The sequence below is a fragment of the Microbacterium sp. NPDC089186 genome (assembly GCF_040685115.1).
GTDB classification, from domain to species: Bacteria; Actinomycetota; Actinomycetes; order Actinomycetales; family Microbacteriaceae; genus Microbacterium; species Microbacterium galbum.
Window position 1 is genome coordinate 406,671 of sequence record NZ_JBFBHJ010000001.1, and the last position, 19,618, is coordinate 426,288.

Consider the following 19,618-nt stretch of genomic DNA (forward strand, 5'->3'; position numbering starts at 1 on the left):
GGCGGAGGGCTAGCCTCGGAGGGTGATCGATCCGCTCCTCGTCGTCGTCGCCGGCGTGGTGGTCGTCGCCCTCGCCACGGTCATCGGGCCGCGCTTCAACATCGCCGGACCCCTGGTGCTGCTCGCCATCGGCGCGGGGGTGAGCCTCCTCCCCTTCGTCCCCGCCTTCGCGGTCAACCCCGAGGTCATCCTCATCGGGGTTCTCCCGCCGCTGCTGTACTCGGCGGCGGTGCAGCTTCCCGCCATCGAGTTCCGGCGCGACTTCGCCCCCATCGCCGGGCTCTCGGTGCTGCTCGTCGTCTTCAGTTCGCTCGTGCTCGGCCTCTTCTTCTGGGCCGTCATCCCCGGCCTCGGGCTCGCTCTCGCGATCGCGCTGGGCGCCATCCTCAGCCCCACGGATGCCGTGGCCACCTCGATCGCCAAGCGCCTGGGCATCTCGCCGCGCGTGGTGACGATGCTCGAGGGAGAGAGCCTGCTCAACGACGCCACTGCGCTCGTGCTGCTGCGCACGGCGGTCGCAGCCGTGGCATCCGGCTTCGCCTTCGGCGATGCCCTGGCCTCGTTCGCGTGGGCCGTGGCGATCGCCCTCGCGCTGGGCGCCGTCGTCGGCTGGGTCAACCTCCGCGTGCGCGAGCGTGTGACAAACTCCGCCGCGAACACCGCGTTGAGCTTCACCGTGCCGTTCATCGCCTACCTGCCGACCGAACACCTGGGCGGCTCGGGTCTGGTCGCCGCGGTGGTCGCGGGCATCGTGACCGGACAGGGCGCGGCACGGCGCTTCACCCCGGAGCAGCGCATCAGCGACCGACTCAACTGGCGCACGATCGAGCTGATCCTCGAGGGCGGGGTCTTCCTCGTCTTCGGACTCGAGCTCAAGGACATCGTCACGGCCAACCTCCGCGAGCACGAGGGCCTCTGGCACGGGACGTGGCTGGCGCTCTCGGCGCTCGGCATCACCCTCGCGGCCCGTGCGCTGTACGTGTCGTGGCTCATCTGGATCCAGGGGCGGCGCAGTCGCCGCGCCGACCGTCACCAGGAACGCGTCGACGACGCGCAGCGCCGCCTCGACCGGTTCGAGGAGGCCTACCGCACGGCGCCCGAGCAGTTCGGCATCCGGGCCGAGGACCCCGCTCGCGCCGCGCGGCGCATCGGGTGGATGCGCGCGCGCATCTCGCGCACCCTGGCCGATCTGGACTACTACCGCGACACCCCGTTGGGCGCGCGGCATGGGAGCGTCATCGTCTGGGCGGGGATGCGCGGCGTGGTGACCCTCGCGGCGGCGCAGACCCTCCCCGAGGACACCTCGCAACGCCCGCTGCTGATCTTCGTCGCCTTCCTGGTCGCCCTGTTCAGCCTGGTCCTCCAGGGGCTGACCCTGCCGGCCGTCGTCCGCCGGGTCGGACTCGCGGGCGACGGGGGCGAGGGACCGTCGCGCGAGGAGCAACGCGCCCTCGACGCGGAGCTCCGGGATGCCGCGATCGCGGCCGTGCAGTCGGGCTCGCTCGTCCGGCGGGACGGCGCCGCCTTCCCGGCCGACATGATCGAGCGCGCGGGCGCCCGCCTCGTGCAGCCGCCCGACGAGGAGGCTTCGATGCGCGTGCGCGACTTCCTCGAGTTGCGGCTCGCCTCGATCGAGGCGATGCGCCGCCGTCTGCACGACGTCGGCCGCGACGGCCGCTACAGCACGGCCGCGCTCAGGCATGCCCTCGCCGAACTCGATGCCGACCAGCTCAGCCTCGAGCTGCGCATCGACGACGGCGAGGACGACTGACGCGGAATACCGCGGCCGGCGTCGGGGTTTTCATTCACGCGCATGCGGTCACCGCGAGATCCGCGTTGACTCGACGGCGGGAGAGAAGTGCATCCATGAGCAGGTTCGCCCAGAAGGTCGCCCTCGTCACCGGTGGCGGAAGCGGAATCGGAGCCGCGATCGCGCGGGAGCTGGCCGCAGAAGGCGCGTCGGTCGTCGTGACCGACATCAACGAGGATGCCGCCCAGGGCGTCGTGCAGCAGATCACCGACGCGGGAGGAACCGCTGCGGCCTTCGCGCAGAACACCGCGAAGTGGGAGGACTCCGAGGCGGCCGTCGCCTTCGCCCGCTCGACCTTCGGCGGACTCCACCTGGCCGTGAACAACGCCGGCATCGGCGCCCCGCCCCAGAACATCGGCGACTACGACATCGAGGCCTGGGACCGCGTGCGCGCGGTCGACCTCGACGGCGTCTTCTACGGCCTCAAGTTCCAGTTGCCGGCCATCGTCGCCTCCGGCGGCGGTGCGGTGGTGAACATGGCATCCGTCCTCGGGTCGGTCGGCATCGCGCAGAACGCGGCCTACGTCGCCAGCAAGCACGCGCTGGTCGGTCTGACGAAGGTCGCCGCCCTCGAGTACACGAAGCAGGGCGTGCGCACGAATGCCGTGGGCCCGGGCTTCATCGACACCCCGCTGGTGCGCTCGAGCCTGACCCCCGAGGCCCTGACGCACCTCGAGAACGAGCACGCGACCGGACGCCTCGGCACGGACTCCGAGGTCGCCGCGTTGACGCTGTTCCTGCTCAGCGACGCCGCGTCGTTCATCTCGGGCAGCTACCACCTCGTCGACGGCGGGTACTCGGCCCACTGAGTCCCGACTCCCGGGCCCGTCGCACGTCGCGTGCGGCGGGCCCTTCCATGTGCGGGGGCTGAGGGCGGTGGGTCGGGCCGGTGCGGGGGTCACGTTGGCGTTGGGGGTGGCGTCGGTGTCGGCGTTCGCGGTAGCGAGCGTGTCCCACGTATGCCCGGCGCGGGACTGCGTGAAGGGCACTTCCCGGGCCACTCATCGCCCTCGGCGGGACGAGGGGCCGCGGGCGTGGCCCGGGGGGCGGTTTCGCAGGAGCGTGGGGCACAATGGTCGCGGAGGTTTCCATGAGCGATCCGATCCCGACGATGCCGTCATCCACGGATGCCGCCGGGAGCGCCGCGGTGCCCGTGATGCATACCGCGGCCGAGTGCCCGGAGTGCTTCACCGAGCTGCAGAGCGATCGGGACTGGTGGCGTGCCCGCCCCGCGGGGTCCCGCCTCGTCGGACTGGTCGTGTCGCGTCCCGACATGCCCACCGTCGTGCAGCAGCGTGACGACCTGACGCGCTTCGGGGTTCCCATCGAGGGCTTCCGACACCCGGCTCCCGAGACGCTCGAGGGGTGGGCGAACCGACTCGACCGATTCTTCGGCACGCTGACGCGCGGCGATGTGCTCGTGGTGGCGAGCGTTCACGCGCTCGGTCTGACGCGCGAAGACGAAACGCGCGCGGTGGCCGACCTGCGCCGCCGCGGCGTCATGGTGAAGGTGCTGTCGCACGGCGACCGGCACCTGCACGACGCATCGCTCCCCGCGCGCGGCTGACCGGAGTCCCCCGCGGAGACGGCGGCGCACCGCGAGCTGCGGGACCGGAACCTCGTCGCGTGCCGACGCGACGTGCGCCGGGCCCCGTGCCCGGAGACCGACGACGCGCGCGACCGCCCCGGCGATCAGCCGCCGACGTAGCGTGCGAGGTGCTCTCCCGTGAGCGTCGAGCGCTCGGCGACGAGGTCGGCGGGCGTCCCCTCGAACACGACCGTGCCGCCGTCGCGACCGGCCCCGGGGCCGAGGTCGATGAGCCAGTCGGCGTGCGCCATCACCGCCTGATGGTGTTCGATCACGACGACGGTGTTGCCGGCATCCACGAGCTGATCCAGGAGCCGAAGGAGCGTGTCGACGTCGGCGAGGTGCAGTCCTGTCGTGGGCTCATCGAGGACGTAGACGGCACCGGACTTCGCCATCGAGATCGCGAGCTTGAGGCGCTGGCGTTCTCCGCCCGACAGAGTGCTGAGTGATTGTCCCAGCGTGAGGTAGCCGAGCCCCACATCGCGCAGACGACCGAGGACGGCCACCGCCGGACCGGCGACGAGGAACTCCCCCGCCTCGGCGACCGACATCGCGAGCACTTCGGCGATGTTCTTCCCGTCGAGCGTGTACTCGAGCACGTCGTCGGAGAACCCGGTGCCCTCGCACAGTTCGCAGACGGTCTCGACCGTGGACTGGAACCCCAGCTGCGTCACGATGACGCCGAGGCCCTTGCATGCGGCGCACGCACCCTGACTGTTGGCGCTGAACAGCGCCGGCTTGACCCCGTTCGCCTTGGCGAACGCCGCCCGCACCGCGTCGAGGATGCCGGTGTAGGTCGCGGGGCTGCTGCGCCGCGAGCCCTTGATCGCGGTCTGGTCGACCACGACGACGTCGTCGAACGAGGGGAGGTTGCCGTGGATGAGCGACGACTTGCCGGAGCCGGCGACCCCGGTCACCACCGTGAGCACTCCGCGCGGGATGTCGACGTCGACACCGCGGAGATTGTGCTGGCTCGCCCCACGGATGGGGAGCGCGCCGGTGGCCTCGCGCACACTGTCGTTGAGGTGCGCGCGGTGGTCGAGGAAGCGACCGGTCAGGGTGTCGGAAGCCCGCAGCCCCGCGACATCGCCCTCGAACTGGATCACGCCGCCCTCGCGGCCGGCGCGCGGACCGAGGTCGACCACGTGGTCGGCGATGTCGATGACCTCCGGCTTGTGCTCGACGACGAGCACCGTGTTGCCCTTGTCGCGCAACTGCAGGAGCGTCTCGTTCATGCGCTGGATGTCGTGCGGGTGCAGGCCCGCGGTGGGCTCGTCGAACACGTAGGTGATGTCGCTCAGGCTCGAGCCCAGGTGGCGGATCATCTTGGTGCGCTGCGCCTCCCCGCCCGACAGCGTGCCGCTCGAACGGTCGAGCGAGAGGTAGCCGAGGCCGATGTGGACGAAGGCGTCGAGCGTCTCGCGCAGACCCTGCACGAGCGGTGCCACCGAGGGGTCGTCGATCGTGCCCACCCAGGCGGCGAGGTCGGTGATCTGCATGGCTGCGGCATCCGCGATGTTGACGCCGCCGATGCGCGACGAGCGCGCGCCGTCGTTGAGACGCGTGCCCTCGCACGCCGGGCAGGGGACGACCGTGGCCGCGCGGTCGACGAAGGCGCGGACGTGCGGCTGCAGCGCGTCGCGGTCTTTCTGCAGCATGCTCTTGGTGATCTTGGGGACGAGCCCCTCGTATGTCATGTTGGTGTTCGCGATGCGCACCTTCGTCTGCTCTTTGTAGAAGAAGTCGTCGCGCTCCTGCGGAGTGAAGTCGCGCACGGGCTTGTCGGGGTCGAGGAAGCCCGACTCGCTGAAGACGCGCACCATCCAGCCGTCGGCCGTGTAGCCGGGCACGAGGATGGCCCCCGCGTTCAGCGAGAGCGACGCATCGACGAGCTGGTCGAGGTCGAGGTCGCCGACCTGGCCGAGGCCCTCGCACTCGGGGCACATCCCGCCGGTGATCTCGAAGGATCGGCGCTCCTTCTGCCCCTTCTTCGCACCCGTCGCGATCGTCACCGCGCCCGCTCCGGAGATCGAGGGCACGTTGAACGAGAACGCCTGCGACGACCCGACGTGCGGCTGACCGAGGCGGCTGAAGAGCACGCGCAGCATGGCGTGGACGTCGGTGGCCGTGCCGACGGTGGAGCGGGCGTTCGCGGCCATGCGCTCCTGATCGACGCGGATGGTCGCGCTGAGGTTCTCGAGGGCATCGACGTCGGGCCGCGACAGCTCGCCCATGAACTGCTGCACGAAGGTGGGATAGGTCTCGTTGATGAGCCGCTGCGACTCGGCCGCGATGGTGCCGAACACCAGCGACGACTTTCCCGACCCGCTGACCCCGGTGAACACCGTGAGACGCCGCTTGGGCACGTCGAGGTCGAGGTTTTTGAGGTTGTTCTCTCGCGCGCCCCGCACGCGGATGACGTCGTGGGCGTCGGGACCGGTCATGGGCGCCTCCTCGGGATCGTCCCCAGTGTGGCGCAGACCACCGACATCGGCCAGCGAGGGCGCGGGGTGCGCCGGTCCGGGCGGCATGCCGGGTGCGGCGGGCGGGGGTGCGGCGTGTGCGGCGGGCGGGGGTGTGGCATGCCGGGTGCGGCGGGCGGGGGTGCGGCGGGCGGAAGGCGGCGGGCCGGTCAGGCGCGAGCACAGCGGCGGGTCGGGGCCCCGACACGCCGCGACACCGGCGACCGCCCGCGGCGTGCCGCCCGCGGCATCCGCCATTGCGCACACAGGACGGGCGGAGCCAGAAGGCCCCACCGGCACACGGGACGGGCGGAGCCGGAAGACCCCACCGGAACGCGACGGTGGACGGGGGCTCAGCCCTGCGCGCGGCGATTCGTGCGCGGCGAACGGGCGCCGACGACCATGCCGGTCGTCGGGGCACCGGATGCCGAGCGACCCGCGCCCTGGGCACGGGCGGCGCCGGCGCGCTGGGCGCCGCCGGCCGACTGTCCGCGTCCGGCACCCGAACGCTGGCCCTGGCCGCGCCCGCCCTGGGGCGCGTGACCGGCGGCCGCGGGAGCCTCGGAACCCTGACCGCCACCGCTGCCACCGCGTCCGCGACGACGGCGACCGCCACCGGCGGCCGGGGCTGCGGCATCCTGGCCCGGGGTGCGGGCGGCGCGCTTGCGCTGGGCGTTGGCGCCCTGCGAGCGGCCCCCGCCCTGCGGCTGGGCGACGACCGGCTCGGGCTTGACGTACGGCGCGACCTCGCCGACCAGCGCCACGACCTCGGGCGAGGCGGGGGTGACGGGCTGCGGGGTGGCGGAGATCTTCGCCTTGCGGAGGATGTCGAGGGTGTCGCGACGCTGCTCGGGCAGCATGATCGTCACCACATCGCCGGCGGAGCCCGCGCGGGCGGTGCGGCCGGAGCGGTGCAGGTACGCCTTGTGCTCGACGGGCGGGTCGACGTGCACGACCAGTTCGACGCCGTCGACGTGCACGCCGCGGGCGGCGACGTCGGTGGCCACGAGAACCTTCGCGCGGCCGTCGCCGAAGGCGGCGAGGTTGCGGTCGCGAGCGGGCTGGGACAGGTTGCCGTGCAGGTCGACGGCGGGGATGCCCGAGGCGGTGAGCTGCTTCGCGAGCTTCTTGGCCTGGTGCTTGGTGCGCATGAAGAGGATGCGTCGCGCCGTGCCCGAGGCGAGGGTCTGGACGAGGTCCTTCTTGGCATCCGCGTCGGCCGGGGCGAAGACGTGGTGCGTCATCGCGGCGACGTGCGAGTGCGCCTCGTCGACCGAGTGCAGGACCTCGTTGCGCAGGAAGCGCTTGACGAGCTTGTCCACGCCGTTGTCGAGCGTCGCCGAGAACAGCAGACGCTGACCGTCGGCGGGGGTGCGCGAGAGCAGGCGGGTGACTCCGGGGAGGAAGCCGAGGTCGGCCATGTGGTCGGCCTCGTCGAGGACGGTGATCTCGATGTCGCCGAGGTTCGCGAAGCCCTGGCCGATGAGATCTTCGAGGCGGCCGGGGCACGCGACGAGGATGTCGACGCCGGCGTTCAGCGCGTCGACCTGACGCTTCTGGTTCACGCCGCCGTAGACGGTCGTGGTGACGAGTCCGAAGGGCTGGGCGAGGGGCTTGATGACCTCGTCGATCTGGTTCGCGAGCTCGCGGGTCGGGGCGAGCACGAGCGCGCGGGGCTTGCGTCCGCGACGGCGATCGGTGGACGCGGCGAGACGCGCGACCAACGGCAGCGAGAAGGCGAGGGTCTTGCCCGAGCCGGTCTTGCCGCGGCCGAGCACGTCACGCCCGGCGAGGGTGTCGGGCAGGGTGTCGGCCTGGATCGGGAAGGGCTCGTTCTTGCCCTGGGCGGCGAGAACGTCGATGAGAGGGGCGGGCACGCCGAGGTCGGCGAAAGTCTGGGACGTCATGAATACTCCTGCCGCGGCGCACGCGCGCACGGCGGTTCGGGATGCCGCGATGCTGCGGCCAAGTGGGCGAAGGCGCCGGGTGGCGCATCCGTTCGCCGTGAAGGTCAAAGGCCCGAGAAGAAGGGGCCGGTGCGTTCGACGACGCGCGGAGCGAAAGCTCCTGGGTCCAGTCTACCGGTTTCGGGCCGCGCGGCCGTCAGGCCGCACGCCAGCACCCCGCAACGTGGTCGTCGACCATGCCCGACGACTGCATGAGCGCGTACATGGTGGTCGGTCCGACGAAGCGGAACCCGCGGCGGCGGAGGTCTTTGCTCAACGCGGTCGACTCGGGCGTCACCGCGGGCACCTCGGCGAAGGTCGCCGGGGGCGTGTGGGATGCCGGGGCGAACGACCACATCAGTGCATCGAGCTCGCCCGGGCCCATGGCCGCGACGATCGCCGCGTTGCCGATCGCGGCCTCGATCTTGCCGCGGTGGCGGATGATGCCGGCATCCTGAAGCAGACGCTCGACGTCGTCGGGGCCGAACCGCGCCACGACCGACGGCTCGAAGTCGTGGAACACCTCGCGGAAGCGCGGACGCTTGCGCAGGATCGTGATCCAGGCGAGGCCCGTTTGGAAACCCTCGAGGCTCATCTTCTCGAACAGCGGGCGGTCGCCGTGCAGCGGGGTGCCCCACTCCTCGTCGTGGTAGCGCTGGTACTCCGCGTCGGAACCGGCCCATGCGCAGCGGGTGACACCGTCGGCTCCGGTCACGAGGTCGTTCATGCTCCCAGGCTAGGCCGGGCCGCCGACATCGACCGATCAGGGAGCGCGCTGCACGGACGGCTCGGGCGCGGGTCGTGCGAGGACAGGGGATGACACGAGAACAGGCCGACCCTGCACGGATCGGCCTGTTCTCGTCGCATCCCCTGTCCTGGCGACAGGGATGCCGCTAGCGCGCGGGCTTCTTCTCCGGAACCGGGGCGTCGCCCGAAGCCTTCAGGGCGGCATAGTACGACGCGGCCTCGTTCTGCCGGTCGTCCTCGACGCCGGACGCGATCGACGCGCGGATGTGCTCCGGGCCGTAGCCGAACGCGTCGACGAGGTCCTGCGCGTGCGGACGCAGCCGAGCGCAGAGGCGATCGATGTAGCTGGAGACGGCGGCGGCCCGCTGCGTCGAGAGCCGACCGTGGATCAGGTACCACGCGAGGTGCTTCTCGATCAGCTGCAGTCCGAACAGGTCGCGCAGCCAGGTCAGCACCTTCAGGGTGTCGCGGTCGTCGACGCGGTTGATGGCGTCGGTGAACGCCTCCCACTGCAGCAGCTCGCCGTGCGCGCGCGCGGCCTCGATGAGCTCGGCCTGGTTCTCGTTGAACAGTGCCGCCGCGTCGTCGCGGGAGAGCTTGGATGCCGGACGGAGGCGCCCCGCGATGTCGGCGATCATCTGCTGGACACGGCCGGCCAGGAGCTCGTGCTGCTGTTCGGCGCGCAGACCCTTCTCCACCGATCGGGCGGTCGAGCCGAAGTCGCTGACGGCCTGACCCAACTGACGCATGCCCGCTCCGTGGAAAAGCTTGCCGGCGGTCTGGCCGACGGCGAAGGCGGCGAGCTGCTTGGCATCCTTGCCCTTGAACTGCTTCGCGTAGTCGGCGAGGAGGCGCTTGCCGACGAGCTGCAGGAGGATGTTGTTGTCGCCCTCGAAGGTGACGTAGATGTCGAGGTCGGCGCGCAGACCCACCAGGCGGTTCTCGAACAGGAAGCCCTGTCCTCCGCACGCCTCGCGCGCCTCCTGCAACGTGTCGAGCGCGTGCCAGGTCGACAGGGGCTTGAGGGCGGCGGCGAGGGTCTCGAGGTCTTCGCGGTCGGCGTCGGTGTCGGCCTTTCCGCTGAAGACGCCGTCGAACTTCTGAAGGAACTCGTCGTGCGCGAAGATCTCGGCGTAGGTCGTGGCCAGGCGCGGCAGGAGGCGCCGCTGGTGCTTGCCGTAGTCGAGCAGGGTCACCTCGGGGGTGCCGCTGCCCGAGTCGAACTGGCGGCGCTGGTTGCCGTAGGTGATCGCGATCGTCAGACCGATGGCCGATGCCCAGGCGGCCGCGCCGTCGAGCGAGACGCGTCCCTGGACGAGGGTGCCGAGCATTGTGAAGAACCGGCGCCCCGGGCTCGCGATCTCGCTCGAGTACGTGCCGTCGGCCGCGACGTCGCCGTAGCGGTTGAGGAGGTTCGTGCGAGGGACGCGCACCTGGTCGAAGTGCAGACGACCGTTGTCGATGCCGTTCAGACCGCCCTTCAGACCGTCGTCTTCTCCGCCGATGCCGGGGAGGAAGCTCCCCTCCTCGTCGCGCAGCGGCACGTAGAAGCAGTGCACGCCGTGGTTGACGCCCTTCGTGATGAGCTGGGCGAACACCGTCGCGGCCTTGCCGTGCAGGGCGGCGTTGCCGAGGTAGTCCTTCCACGCGCCGCGGAAGGGCGTGTGGATGACGAACTCCTCGGTCTCGGGGTCGTAGGTCGCGGTGGTCCCGATCGCCGAGACGTCGGACCCGTGTCCGGTCTCGGTCATGGCGAAGGCGCCAGGGATCTCGAGGCTCATGATGCCGGGGAGCCACTTGTCGTGATGCTCGCGCGTGCCCAGCTGCAGCACGGCCGAGCCGAACAGGCCCCACTGCACGCCCGACTTGATCTGCAGGCTGGGGTCGGCCGCGACGAGCTCTTCGAAGCCGGCGATGTTGGCGCCGTTGTTCTCCTCACCGCCGAGGCGCTTCGGGAACGCGCGGTGCACGGCCTTGTTCTGCACGAGGAGGTGGAGCTGGCTGAGGGTGCGCTCGCGGTGCGCATCCATGCCGAGGCTGTCGTCGCGCCAGAGCGCGGGGTCTTTGATCATCTCGCGCGCCTCGCGGCGGGTCTCGGCCCACGTGCCGAGCAGCAGATCGGTGACCCGCTCGGTGTCGATGCGGGCTTCGGCGGCCTCGGCCGCGGTGTGCGCGGCGGTGGGCGCTCCGCCCACGGGCGTGCGCGTGCTCGTGGCGGGCGTGGTGGGACGGACGGCGGCGTCGGTCATTTCGGCACCTTTCGACGTTGCAAAGGGATGACTCCACGGTAGGTGTCCCACAACGACCACTCAAACCTCCTGTCGGTTCACCACAACGGACGCGCATCCGTCCGCGCTGGGTCGTTGTGGGGGGTCAACATTCCCGAACAGCGGCTGAACGGCCGCCCGCACGCCGGAGTGACGGGGGTCAGTTCGCCGCGACCACCGTCAGGATGCCGTCGCCGTACGCCTCGCGCTTCTTGGCGCCGATGCCGGTGATGCCGTCGAGGTCGCCGATCGCGCCGGGGCGGGCGGCGGCGATCGCGCGCAGGGTGGCATCGCCGAACACGATGTAGGCCGGAACACCCTGCTCTCGCGCCTTCTCGGCCCGCCACGCGCGCAACGCCTCGAACAGCTCGCGATCGTCGGGGGCGACGTCGTCGGCGCTCGACTTGCGCTGACGACTCCCCCCGCCGCCACCCGTGCGGCCGAGGGCGTCGCGACGCAGAGGGACGGGTGTCTCGCCGCGCAGCACTCCGGCCGACGCCTCGCTCAGCGCGAGCGTGCCGTAGTCGCCCTGGGCCACGATGATGCCGCGCGCGAGCAGCTGGCGGATCACGCTGCGCCAGTCCTGGTCGGACAGATCGGCACCCAGACCGTAGGTGCTCAGGCGATCGTGCCCTTGCTGCGCGATGCGCTCGGTCTTCGCCCCGCGCAGGATGTCGATGAGGTGACCGGCGCCGAACGCCTGCCCGCGCTCGCGCTGCAGGCGCACGATCGTCGACAGCAGCTTCTGAGAGGCGATGAGGCCGTCCCAGGTGTCGGGCGGGGTGAGGCACGTGTCGCAGTTGCCGCAAGGCTCGGAGCGTTGACCGAAGTAGTCGAGAAGGTTCTGCCGGCGGCATCCGACCGTCTCGCACAGCGCGAGCATCGCGTCGAGATGCTGACCGAGGCGCATCTTGTAGGAACGATCACCCGGCGACTGATCGATCATGCGGCGCTGCTGCACGACGTCGCCCAGTCCGTAGGCCATCCACACCACCGACGGGTCGCCGTCGCGGCCTGCACGACCGGTCTCCTGGTAGTAGCCCTCGACCGACTTCGGCAGGTCGATGTGGGCGACGAAGCGCACGTCGGGTTTGTCGATGCCCATGCCGAACGCGATCGTGGCCACCATCACCACCCCGTCGTCGCGGAGGAAACGCGACTGATGCGCCGCGCGCACCGAGGCGTCGAGACCCGCGTGATAGGGCAGGGCGTCGAGGCCCTGCGATGCCAGATAGGCGGCGGTCTGCTCGACGGTCTTGCGGCTCAGGGCGTAGACGATGCCGGCGGAGCCCTCGGGCTGCGAGCGGATGAACTGCACCAGCTGCCGACGCGGGTCGACCTTCGCGTCGATGCGGTACTGGATGTTGGGACGGTCGAAGCTCGCGACGAAGCCGCGGGCGTCGCGCAGGCGCAGGCGCTCGACGATCTCCTGCGCGGTCTCGGGCGTCGCCGTGGCGGTGAGCGCCATGCGCGGCACGCCGGGGAACCGGTCGGCGAGGTCGCCGAGCGCGAGGTAGTCGGGGCGGAAGTCGTGACCCCACTGCGACACGCAGTGCGCCTCGTCGATCGCGATGACGCTGAGGCGACCGCGGGAGAGCAGCCCGAGGGTCTGCGCGCCGTTCAACCGCTCGGGCGCGACGTACAGGAGGTCGAGCTCGCCGGCGAGGTATGCCTGCTCGACGGCCTGGCGCTCGGCGGGCGCCTGCGTGGAGTTGAGGTACCCGGCCCGCACACCGTTGGCGATGAGCGCCTCGACCTGGTCGTGCATGAGGGCGATCAGGGGGCTGACGACCAGCCCCGTACCGGGACGCACGAGCGCCGGCACTTGATACGTGACGCTCTTTCCGCCGCCGGTCGGCATGAGCACGACCGCGTCGCCGCCGTCGACGACGTGCTGGACGATGTCGGCCTGGTCGCCGCGGAACGCGTCGTAGCCGTACACCTCGTGCAGAACGGCGCGCGGGTCGTGGCCGGTGAAGTCGCGCACCGCCGGCAGCTCGCGGGCCGTCCCCGTCGCGGCGGCCGCGCGGGCGAAGGCCGACGCGGGGTCGACCGGCGGCGGTGGCGCATCGAAATCGTCGGGCGGCGCGAACTGGTCGGGGTCCCACCGCGCGCCGGCGTACGGGTCGTCGGGGACGTCGTACGACTCGGGCGGAGCGTCGGCGTACGACTCGGGGGCGGCGCCGGGATATGTCACCCCACCACGGTAACCCGGGCCGCCGACACCGACACCGCCCCGTCATCCGATGGGGAGGACGGGGCGGCTGGGGAGGAGGCACGCGGCACGCCGCGGCACAGGAGCACTCAGTGCGTCGGTGGCGAGAACGCGAGCTGGGATGCCACGAGCCCGTGCTCCCGGCTGACGATCTGCGCGCGGCCGGGAGCGGCGCGCTCCGGCTTGACGCGGCCGATGAGCGCCCCCTCCTCGGGGTTGCCGCCGAGCAGGATGCCGGTCACTCCGAGATCGGTGAACCGCTGGATGATCGGGTCGTAGGCCGCGCGGCTGGCGCCGCCCGAGCGCCGGGTGAGCACCACGTGCAGGCCCAGGTCGCCCGCCTGCGCCAGCAGCGGCTGCAGGACGGCGAGGGGGTTGCCCTGGCTCGTCGCGACGAGGTCGTAGTCGTCGACGAGGATGAAGCCCTCGGCTCCCTTCCACCAACTGCGCTCGCGCAGCTGCGTCGGGGTGACGTCGGGCCCGGGGACGCGCGTCGAGAAATACTGCGCGAGGTCGTTCATGCCCCCGGTCGCGAGGTCGTGCGACGTCAGGTAGGCGCCGAGGTAGTCGTCGGGGATCTCCCCGAGGAGCGCACGGCGGTAGTCGACGACGAAGATCTTCGCCTCGGCAGGGGTGTACAGGCGCTGGATCTCCTTCGCCACCGCGCGCAGGAACGACGACTTGCCCATTCCGGAGTCGCCGTACACGAACAGATGCGGCTCGACGCGGGGGTCGACGCCGAAGGGCGCGAGCTGCGCCTCCTCGATGCCGAGCAGCATGCGGCCGTCGCCGGGCTCGGTGAGCGCGCGCACCTCGTCGAGGGTGATGTTCTCCGGCAGCAGGCGCAATTTCGGGCCGGGCTCACCGTGCCACGCCGCCGCCACGCGGCCGATCATGTCGGCGACGCCGTCGGCGATCGTGGCCGGGTCGTCGGATCCGTCGACGCGCGGCACGGCCGTGAGCATCTGCAGCTTCGACGCGCTGAGACCGCGGCCGGGCTGCCCGACGGGCACGTTCGCCGCCTGCTTGCGGTCGACGTCGGAGTCGGTCGGGTCGCCCAGGCGCAGTTCGAGGCGGGTCTGGATGAGGTCCTTGAGGTTCGCCCGGATCTCGAGCCACCGGTTCGCGGTGACGACGACGTGCACGCCGAAGCTGAGACCGCGGGCGGCGATGGTCTGCACCCGGGCTTCGAGCGGCTCGAACTCCGAGCGAAGGGTCGACCAGCCGTCGATGACGAGGAAGACGTCGCCGAAGCCGTCGTCGAGGCGCCCCTCGCGGCGACGCGAACGGTACGTCTCGATGGAGTCGACGGCGTTGCGGCGGAAATACTGCTCGCGCGCGTCGAGCACGGCCTCCACCTCGGCGACGGCCCGACGCACCGCCTCGGGCTCCGTGCGCGTCGCGACGCCCGACACGTGCGGGTGCTGCTGCATCGCGGTGAAGCCGCCCCCGCCGAAGTCGAGCACGAAGAACTGGAACTCCCGCGGGGTCCCGGTCAACGACAGGGCCGAGACGAGGGTCCGCGCGAGCGTGGACTTTCCGCTGAGGGGCGAGCCGACGATCGCCACGTGACCCGCGGCGCCACCGAGCGACACGGTCAAGTGGTCGCGGCGCTGCTCGAGCGGGATGTCGACGAGCCCGATCGGCACCGTGAGGGCGCCGGCGCTGCGCCAGCGGTGCGACACGAGTCCGAGCTCGGGATCCTCGGCCAGATCCGGCATGAGGGCATCGAGGGGCGACGGTTCCGCGAGCGGAGGCAACCACACCTGGTGCGCCTCGGGGCCGCGGTCCTTCATGCGGTCGACCGCGATCTGGAACGTCGAGCGCTTCTCCGCCACGGGGGCCGCGATGGCCGCGGGCGCGGCATCCATCTCCTCCGGGGACCCGTCGTCGTCGGGCTGGGCGAGGGCCGTGAACACCTCGACGCGGGCGGGACCGCCCGAGACGGACGCGGGGTCGGCGACATCGACGCCGGCCGTGCCGCGCGGGCGCCCGGAGACGTAGGCCGCGCGGAATTGCACGAGGTTCTCGGTGTCGCTCTTGAGGAAGCCGACGCCGGGCTCCTGCGGAAGCGTGTAGGCGTCGGGCGTGCCGATGATGGTGCGCGACTCGGATGCCGAGAACGTGCGCAGACCGATCCGGTACGACAGGTAGGTGTCGAGGCCGCGGAGCTTGCCCTCTTCGAGGCGCTGGGATGCCAGGAGCAGGTGCACGTGCAACGAGCGGCCGACGCGGCCGATGTTGAGGAAGCTGTCGACGAACTCGGGCTTGGCGGTCAGCAGCTCGGAGAACTCGTCGACGACGATCAGCAGTGCCGGAAGGGGCGCCAGGTCGGTGCGTCCTCCGCGCCGCGCCGCCTCGTACTCGCCGACGTTGGCGAAGTTGCCCGCGGCGCGCAGGAGCTCCTGGCGGCGCACGACCTCGCCCTGCAGGGCGTCCTGGAAGCGGTCGACGAGGGCGAGCTCGCTGCCGAGGTTCGTGATGACCGCCGACACGTGCGGCATCTCGGCCATCCCCGCGAACGTCGCTCCACCCTTGAAGTCGACGAGGACGAAGTTGAGCTGCTCGGGCGAGTGGGTCATCGCGAGGGCGAGCACGAGGGTGCGCAGCACCTCGGACTTGCCCGATCCGGTCGCACCGACCATCACGCCGTGCGGGCCCATGCCCTGCGAGGCGGACTCCTTGAGGTCGAGCACGAGCGGCGCGCCCGAGGGCTCCTGACCGATGGGCACGCGCAGGCGATCGCGCTCCAGGCGCGGCGTCCACGCCTGATCGAAGTCGACCGCGCGCACGTCGGGCAGACCGAGCAGCTCGGTCAGCTCCGCCTGGCCCTGCGTCGTGGGGGCGTCGACGACGACCATCGGGGCGGGGCGCAGCGGCATGAGGCGGCGCGCGGTCGCCTCCGCTTCGGCGACGGTCATGGCATCCGGGACGAAGGACTGCGCGCGTCCGGCGCCGTCGATGAACTCCGCCGGCGCGGTGGCGGGGGCGGCCTCGCCGCGCCGCGTACGGACGGCGACCGGGGCGTCCGCGAGGGCCACGCGAGCGACCGTCGGGTCGTCGAGTTCGTCCCAGCGGGTGGGGAGGTCGATGACGGTGACGCCCTGCGCGCCCTCCAGCCCGGTCAGCGGGGCGTTCGACGACGACTCGACCCCGTCGATCACCAGCACGACGTGCGGGGTGACGCCGCCGCCGGGAGTGAAGCGGGCGCGCGAGGCGAGCTGGGCCGGCAGCATTTCCATCAGCTCGTCGGGGGATGCCGCGATCATGCGCGCGGGTCCGAGTCGGTCCTGCACGCGCGACGACATCGCGTGCGGCAGCCACTTCACCCAGTCCCATGCGCCGATCTGCGCGGGTCCGGCGAGGACGGCGATGATGACGTCCTCCGGGTCGTGGAGCGTGGCCGCCGAGGCCACGAGCGAGCGGGCGAGGCTGCGGACGGCCTCCTCGTCGGGGCCGACGAGTTCGATACGCGCGTACTCGCCGAGGGGGAAGCCCAGCGGCAGATCGCGCTGGATCTCGTGCGTGAGCATGAAGCGGTGCGCCGCCGAGGCGGCCACCGGGTCGAGCTGGGCCAGGGGCGGCAGCTCGGGGGCCTCGAGGGTGAGGCTCAGGGGCTGATCGGCCACGCCGATGCGGGCGAGCAGGAACGTCTCGTCGCCGGGCTGGCGCTCCCACACGCGCGAGCGCTCCTCGGCGATGAAGGGCAGGGCCGAGGGGGCGGGCATGATCCACCCGCCGTGGCGGCGCTGCTTGCGTGCGGCCACGCGCACGGTCTCGCGCAGCTCGGACAGATAGGCGAGGTACTCGCGCCGGTTGCCGAGCACCTCGGCATTGCGCTGCGCACGCTGGCGCCAGCCGTTCACCGCCACGAAGCCCAGCGACGACAGCAGGAACATGCCGCCGATGAGGAAGCCCGTCGGTCCGCTGTTGGAGATCGTCACCATCACGATCGCGCCGACACTGCCGAGCATCGGCAGGAGGGAGGTCAGGATGCCGCTGCCGCCCTCGTTCGGGACGAGCTCGGGCGGCGGCTGCAGCACGACCCGCCCGTTGGGCAGGGACGGCGGGGCGATACGCGGGCCCGTGCTCACACCGGACCTCCGATCAGTCGGCTCAGGGTGAACACGCGCTCGCTCAGACGCACCCGGGTGCCGTCTTCGAGCAGGGTGCGCGCACCGGGCTGCAGGGGGTGGACGGCTCCGTCGTCGTCGATGAGCTCCGAGCCGTTCGTGGAACCGGCGTCGATGACCCACGCGGTCTCGCCGTCGTGCTCGAGGCGCAGGTGCGTCTTGGAGATGAGACGGTCGGGGTCGTCGACGGCGATCAGCACGTCTGCGGGCTCCGTCGCGACCGGGGCGCGCCCGAAGTTGACCGCGGCGGGCAGGTCGATCTGCGCGCGCTGTCCGGTGTCGAAGACCACGAGCAGCTGCGCGCGTCCGACGGCACCCGTGACCACCGGCTCCTCGGCCGCCCGCGCGGGCGGTGCGGCCGCGGGGGTGCGCCCGCCCGCGGCGGCGGGGGCGTCGACGGCGGCCGGGGCATCGGTCGCGGCCGGAGCATCGACGGCCAGCAGCGGGGTGTCCCACGCCGGCGCGGTCGGCAGCGCCGCGGCGGCGGCGGACACGCGGAGCGGCTCGCGGCCGGCCGAGGAGCGCGCGTGGACGGTGGGTTCGGCGAGGGCGGAGGAGCCGTCGGCATCCTGATCCTGCCGATCCCGGGGAGCGACGACGAGGACGGTACCGGCCGCGCGGTCGGCCCAGGAACGCCGCAGGCCCGAGCGGTCGAACCCGGCCGAGGCGACGACGACCCAGGCTCCGGCGACGAGGACGAGACCCCCGAGCAGCACCAGCGACCCGCGGACGAAGGCCCTTCCCGCACCGGGCACGAGCGGCGCCTCCGCACGCGAGGTGCGCAGGCCGAACAACAACGCACCCGGACCGAAGCCGCGGCGCGCCTGGAGGATCCACAGGCCCAGCAGGGCTTCCGCGGCGACCGCGGCACCGAGGACGGGCGAGGCGAGGAGGGATGCCGCGCCGGCGGCGATGACCACGAGGGCGGCGTCGACGCTGAAGGCGCCGATGCGCACCCCCACCGTCGCGGGCACGCCGAACGGCGGCGACTGCGTCATGTCGCCATCATCGCACGCGCGACCTCGATCGCTCCGGCGGCCAGCATGCCCGCCGGAAGCGACAGGGCCGTCGCGAGCGCCTCGAACACGTCACCCGTGCGCGACCATCCCAGCGACCGCAGGCCGCGTCCCACCGGGACCACCAGGAGCGCGACGGCGAGGGCCGCGAGCAGGATGACCCCCGCGACGACGACGAGCATGTCCGACGGGATCGTGGGCACGAGCGCCGTCAAGACGGCCGCCAGGACCACGGCGGCGCCGAATCGGGCCACCCACCTGAGAAAGGGCACCGTGCTCTTGCGCGAGCCGAGCAGCAGGGCGAGCACCACCGTGACGGCGAGGGCGATGCGCCCGCCGAGCACCACGGGATCGGCGACCGAGAAGGTCGGCAGGGCGGTGAACGCGCTGGCGGCTCCCGCCGCGACCAGGAGCACGACGCCGACGGTCAGCCGGGCGGTCGAGCGTTCGACGAGGGCGTCGGCGTCATCGGCCTCGATCGTGCGCACCTCGTCGGGCAGACTCTGCCGCACCGTCCATCGGGTGCTCTGGAAGCGTCCGTAGTCGATGAACGTGCCGGGTTCGACGTCGACGAGGCTCGACTGCAGGATGCGCTGGGCGACGGGGACGAGCCCGAGGGTCACGGCGGCCGGGGCCGAGGGGTCGAGGTGCAGCAGGAGCGCGAGCGCCCACACGGCCGCGAGCATGGCGGAGACGATCGTCGCGGTGCGGCTCTGCGCGCGCAGGGTCTGCGTCGCCCCCATCACTCCGCCGACTCCGGTCGTCACGGCCGCAGCGAGGAGACCCGTGAACACCGCCACCTGCGCCGACGAGGCCGGAAGGTCGGGCACGATCGCCACTCCCCCGCCGAAGGCAAGGGCCGCGACGGCGACGACGGGAGCGAGCGTCGGCGTGCGCGGCCGCGCGCGCAGCGAGAAGACCGTGGCCGCGGCGAGGGCGGCGAGCAAGGACGCGGCGGCGACGGGAGTGCGCACCTCGGCAGGAAGGGCGACGGCGTCGAGCAGACGGAGGAAGGCCAGGATGCCGCCCGCCGCAGCGAGCACCATCCATACGGCCGTCGCCCGCGCGGCGATCGGCGCCCGCGTCGAGCGGCGTTCAGCCGACTCGATCGTGGCGGCGGGATCGACCAGCACGAGGACGACTCCGTCTTCGAGCGCGGTCATCGCCGTCGAGCGGTCGATCTCGCGACCCGAGAGCCCCACCACGCGCACATCCCGCTCGGTCGCCGTGCCCGCGGCGCGCAGGACGTCTCCGACCTCGGCACGCAGAGGCACCACGAGGTCGAATCTCGACGCGCCGTCGATGAGGGCGACGCGTCGCCCCTGCATCACTTCCGCGCTCAACGGTCCCCCTCGTTCTCGCGCCACCGACCCGAGGGCCGGCTCAACCGCACCAGCGTATCCGCCCGCACGGAGGCGGGTCTCACGTTTCCAC

General features: G+C 72.0%; 11 protein-coding genes. 3 read left to right on the forward strand and 8 right to left on the reverse strand.

What is annotated here, in order from left to right:
* The first annotated feature begins 22 nt into the window (after positions 1-22).
* The 3 genes from AB0N82_RS01955 (at position 23) to AB0N82_RS01965 (ending at position 3,377) form a co-directional block, all read left to right on the forward strand.
* The gene (locus AB0N82_RS01955) at positions 23-1,771 is read left to right on the forward strand and encodes a sodium:proton antiporter (RefSeq protein WP_363387461.1); all 1,749 of its coding nucleotides are present in this window, start codon (positions 23-25) and stop codon (positions 1,769-1,771) included.
* 95 nt (positions 1,772-1,866) lie between these two features.
* Positions 1,867-2,619 carry an SDR family oxidoreductase gene (locus AB0N82_RS01960; RefSeq protein WP_363387464.1) on the forward strand — a complete coding sequence of 251 codons (753 nt, stop codon included), beginning with the start codon at positions 1,867-1,869 and terminating at the stop codon, positions 2,617-2,619.
* A 281-nt stretch (positions 2,620-2,900) separates the two neighbouring features.
* Entirely contained in the window at positions 2,901-3,377 is a 477-nt protein-coding gene (locus AB0N82_RS01965; RefSeq protein WP_363387467.1) for a dehydrogenase, read from the forward strand.
* A 125-nt stretch (positions 3,378-3,502) separates the two neighbouring features.
* On the opposite strand, the gene AB0N82_RS01970 is transcribed toward AB0N82_RS01965, so the two are convergent.
* The 8 genes from AB0N82_RS01970 to AB0N82_RS02005 all read right to left on the reverse strand — a co-directional run bounded on the left by AB0N82_RS01970 (position 3,503) and on the right by AB0N82_RS02005 (position 19,527).
* A complete protein-coding gene (locus tag AB0N82_RS01970; RefSeq protein ID WP_363387470.1) occupies positions 3,503-5,842 on the reverse strand; it encodes an excinuclease ABC subunit UvrA in 2,340 nt (779 codons plus the stop codon).
* Between the two features lie 371 nt (positions 5,843-6,213).
* Complete coding sequence (locus AB0N82_RS01975) at positions 6,214-7,767, reverse strand: DEAD/DEAH box helicase (protein WP_363387473.1); 1,554 nt, start codon at positions 7,765-7,767, stop codon at positions 6,214-6,216.
* A gap of 196 nt (positions 7,768-7,963) precedes the next feature.
* A complete protein-coding gene (locus tag AB0N82_RS01980) occupies positions 7,964-8,533 on the reverse strand; it encodes a DNA-3-methyladenine glycosylase I (RefSeq protein ID WP_363387476.1) in 570 nt (189 codons plus the stop codon).
* A 166-nt stretch (positions 8,534-8,699) separates the two neighbouring features.
* Positions 8,700-10,802, reverse strand: coding sequence for an acyl-CoA dehydrogenase (locus AB0N82_RS01985; RefSeq protein WP_363387479.1), 2,103 nt, complete (start codon positions 10,800-10,802; stop codon positions 8,700-8,702).
* A gap of 178 nt (positions 10,803-10,980) precedes the next feature.
* Entirely contained in the window at positions 10,981-13,017 is a 2,037-nt protein-coding gene (gene recQ / locus AB0N82_RS01990; RefSeq protein WP_363387482.1) for a DNA helicase RecQ, read from the reverse strand.
* Positions 13,018-13,124: 107 nt separating this feature from the next.
* A complete protein-coding gene (eccCa, locus tag AB0N82_RS01995; protein ID WP_363387485.1) occupies positions 13,125-17,129 on the reverse strand; it encodes a type VII secretion protein EccCa in 4,005 nt (1,334 codons plus the stop codon).
* Positions 17,126-18,166, reverse strand: coding sequence for an FHA domain-containing protein (locus tag AB0N82_RS02000; RefSeq protein WP_363387488.1), 1,041 nt, complete (start codon positions 18,164-18,166; stop codon positions 17,126-17,128). Before AB0N82_RS02000 ends, eccCa begins: the two co-directional genes overlap by 4 nt.
* Positions 18,163-19,527, reverse strand: a complete 1,365-nt coding sequence (locus tag AB0N82_RS02005) for a hypothetical protein (protein ID WP_363387491.1) — start codon at positions 19,525-19,527, stop codon at positions 18,163-18,165. The genes AB0N82_RS02000 and AB0N82_RS02005 overlap by 4 nt, the downstream gene beginning before the upstream one ends.
* Positions 19,528-19,618 lie beyond the last annotated feature (91 nt).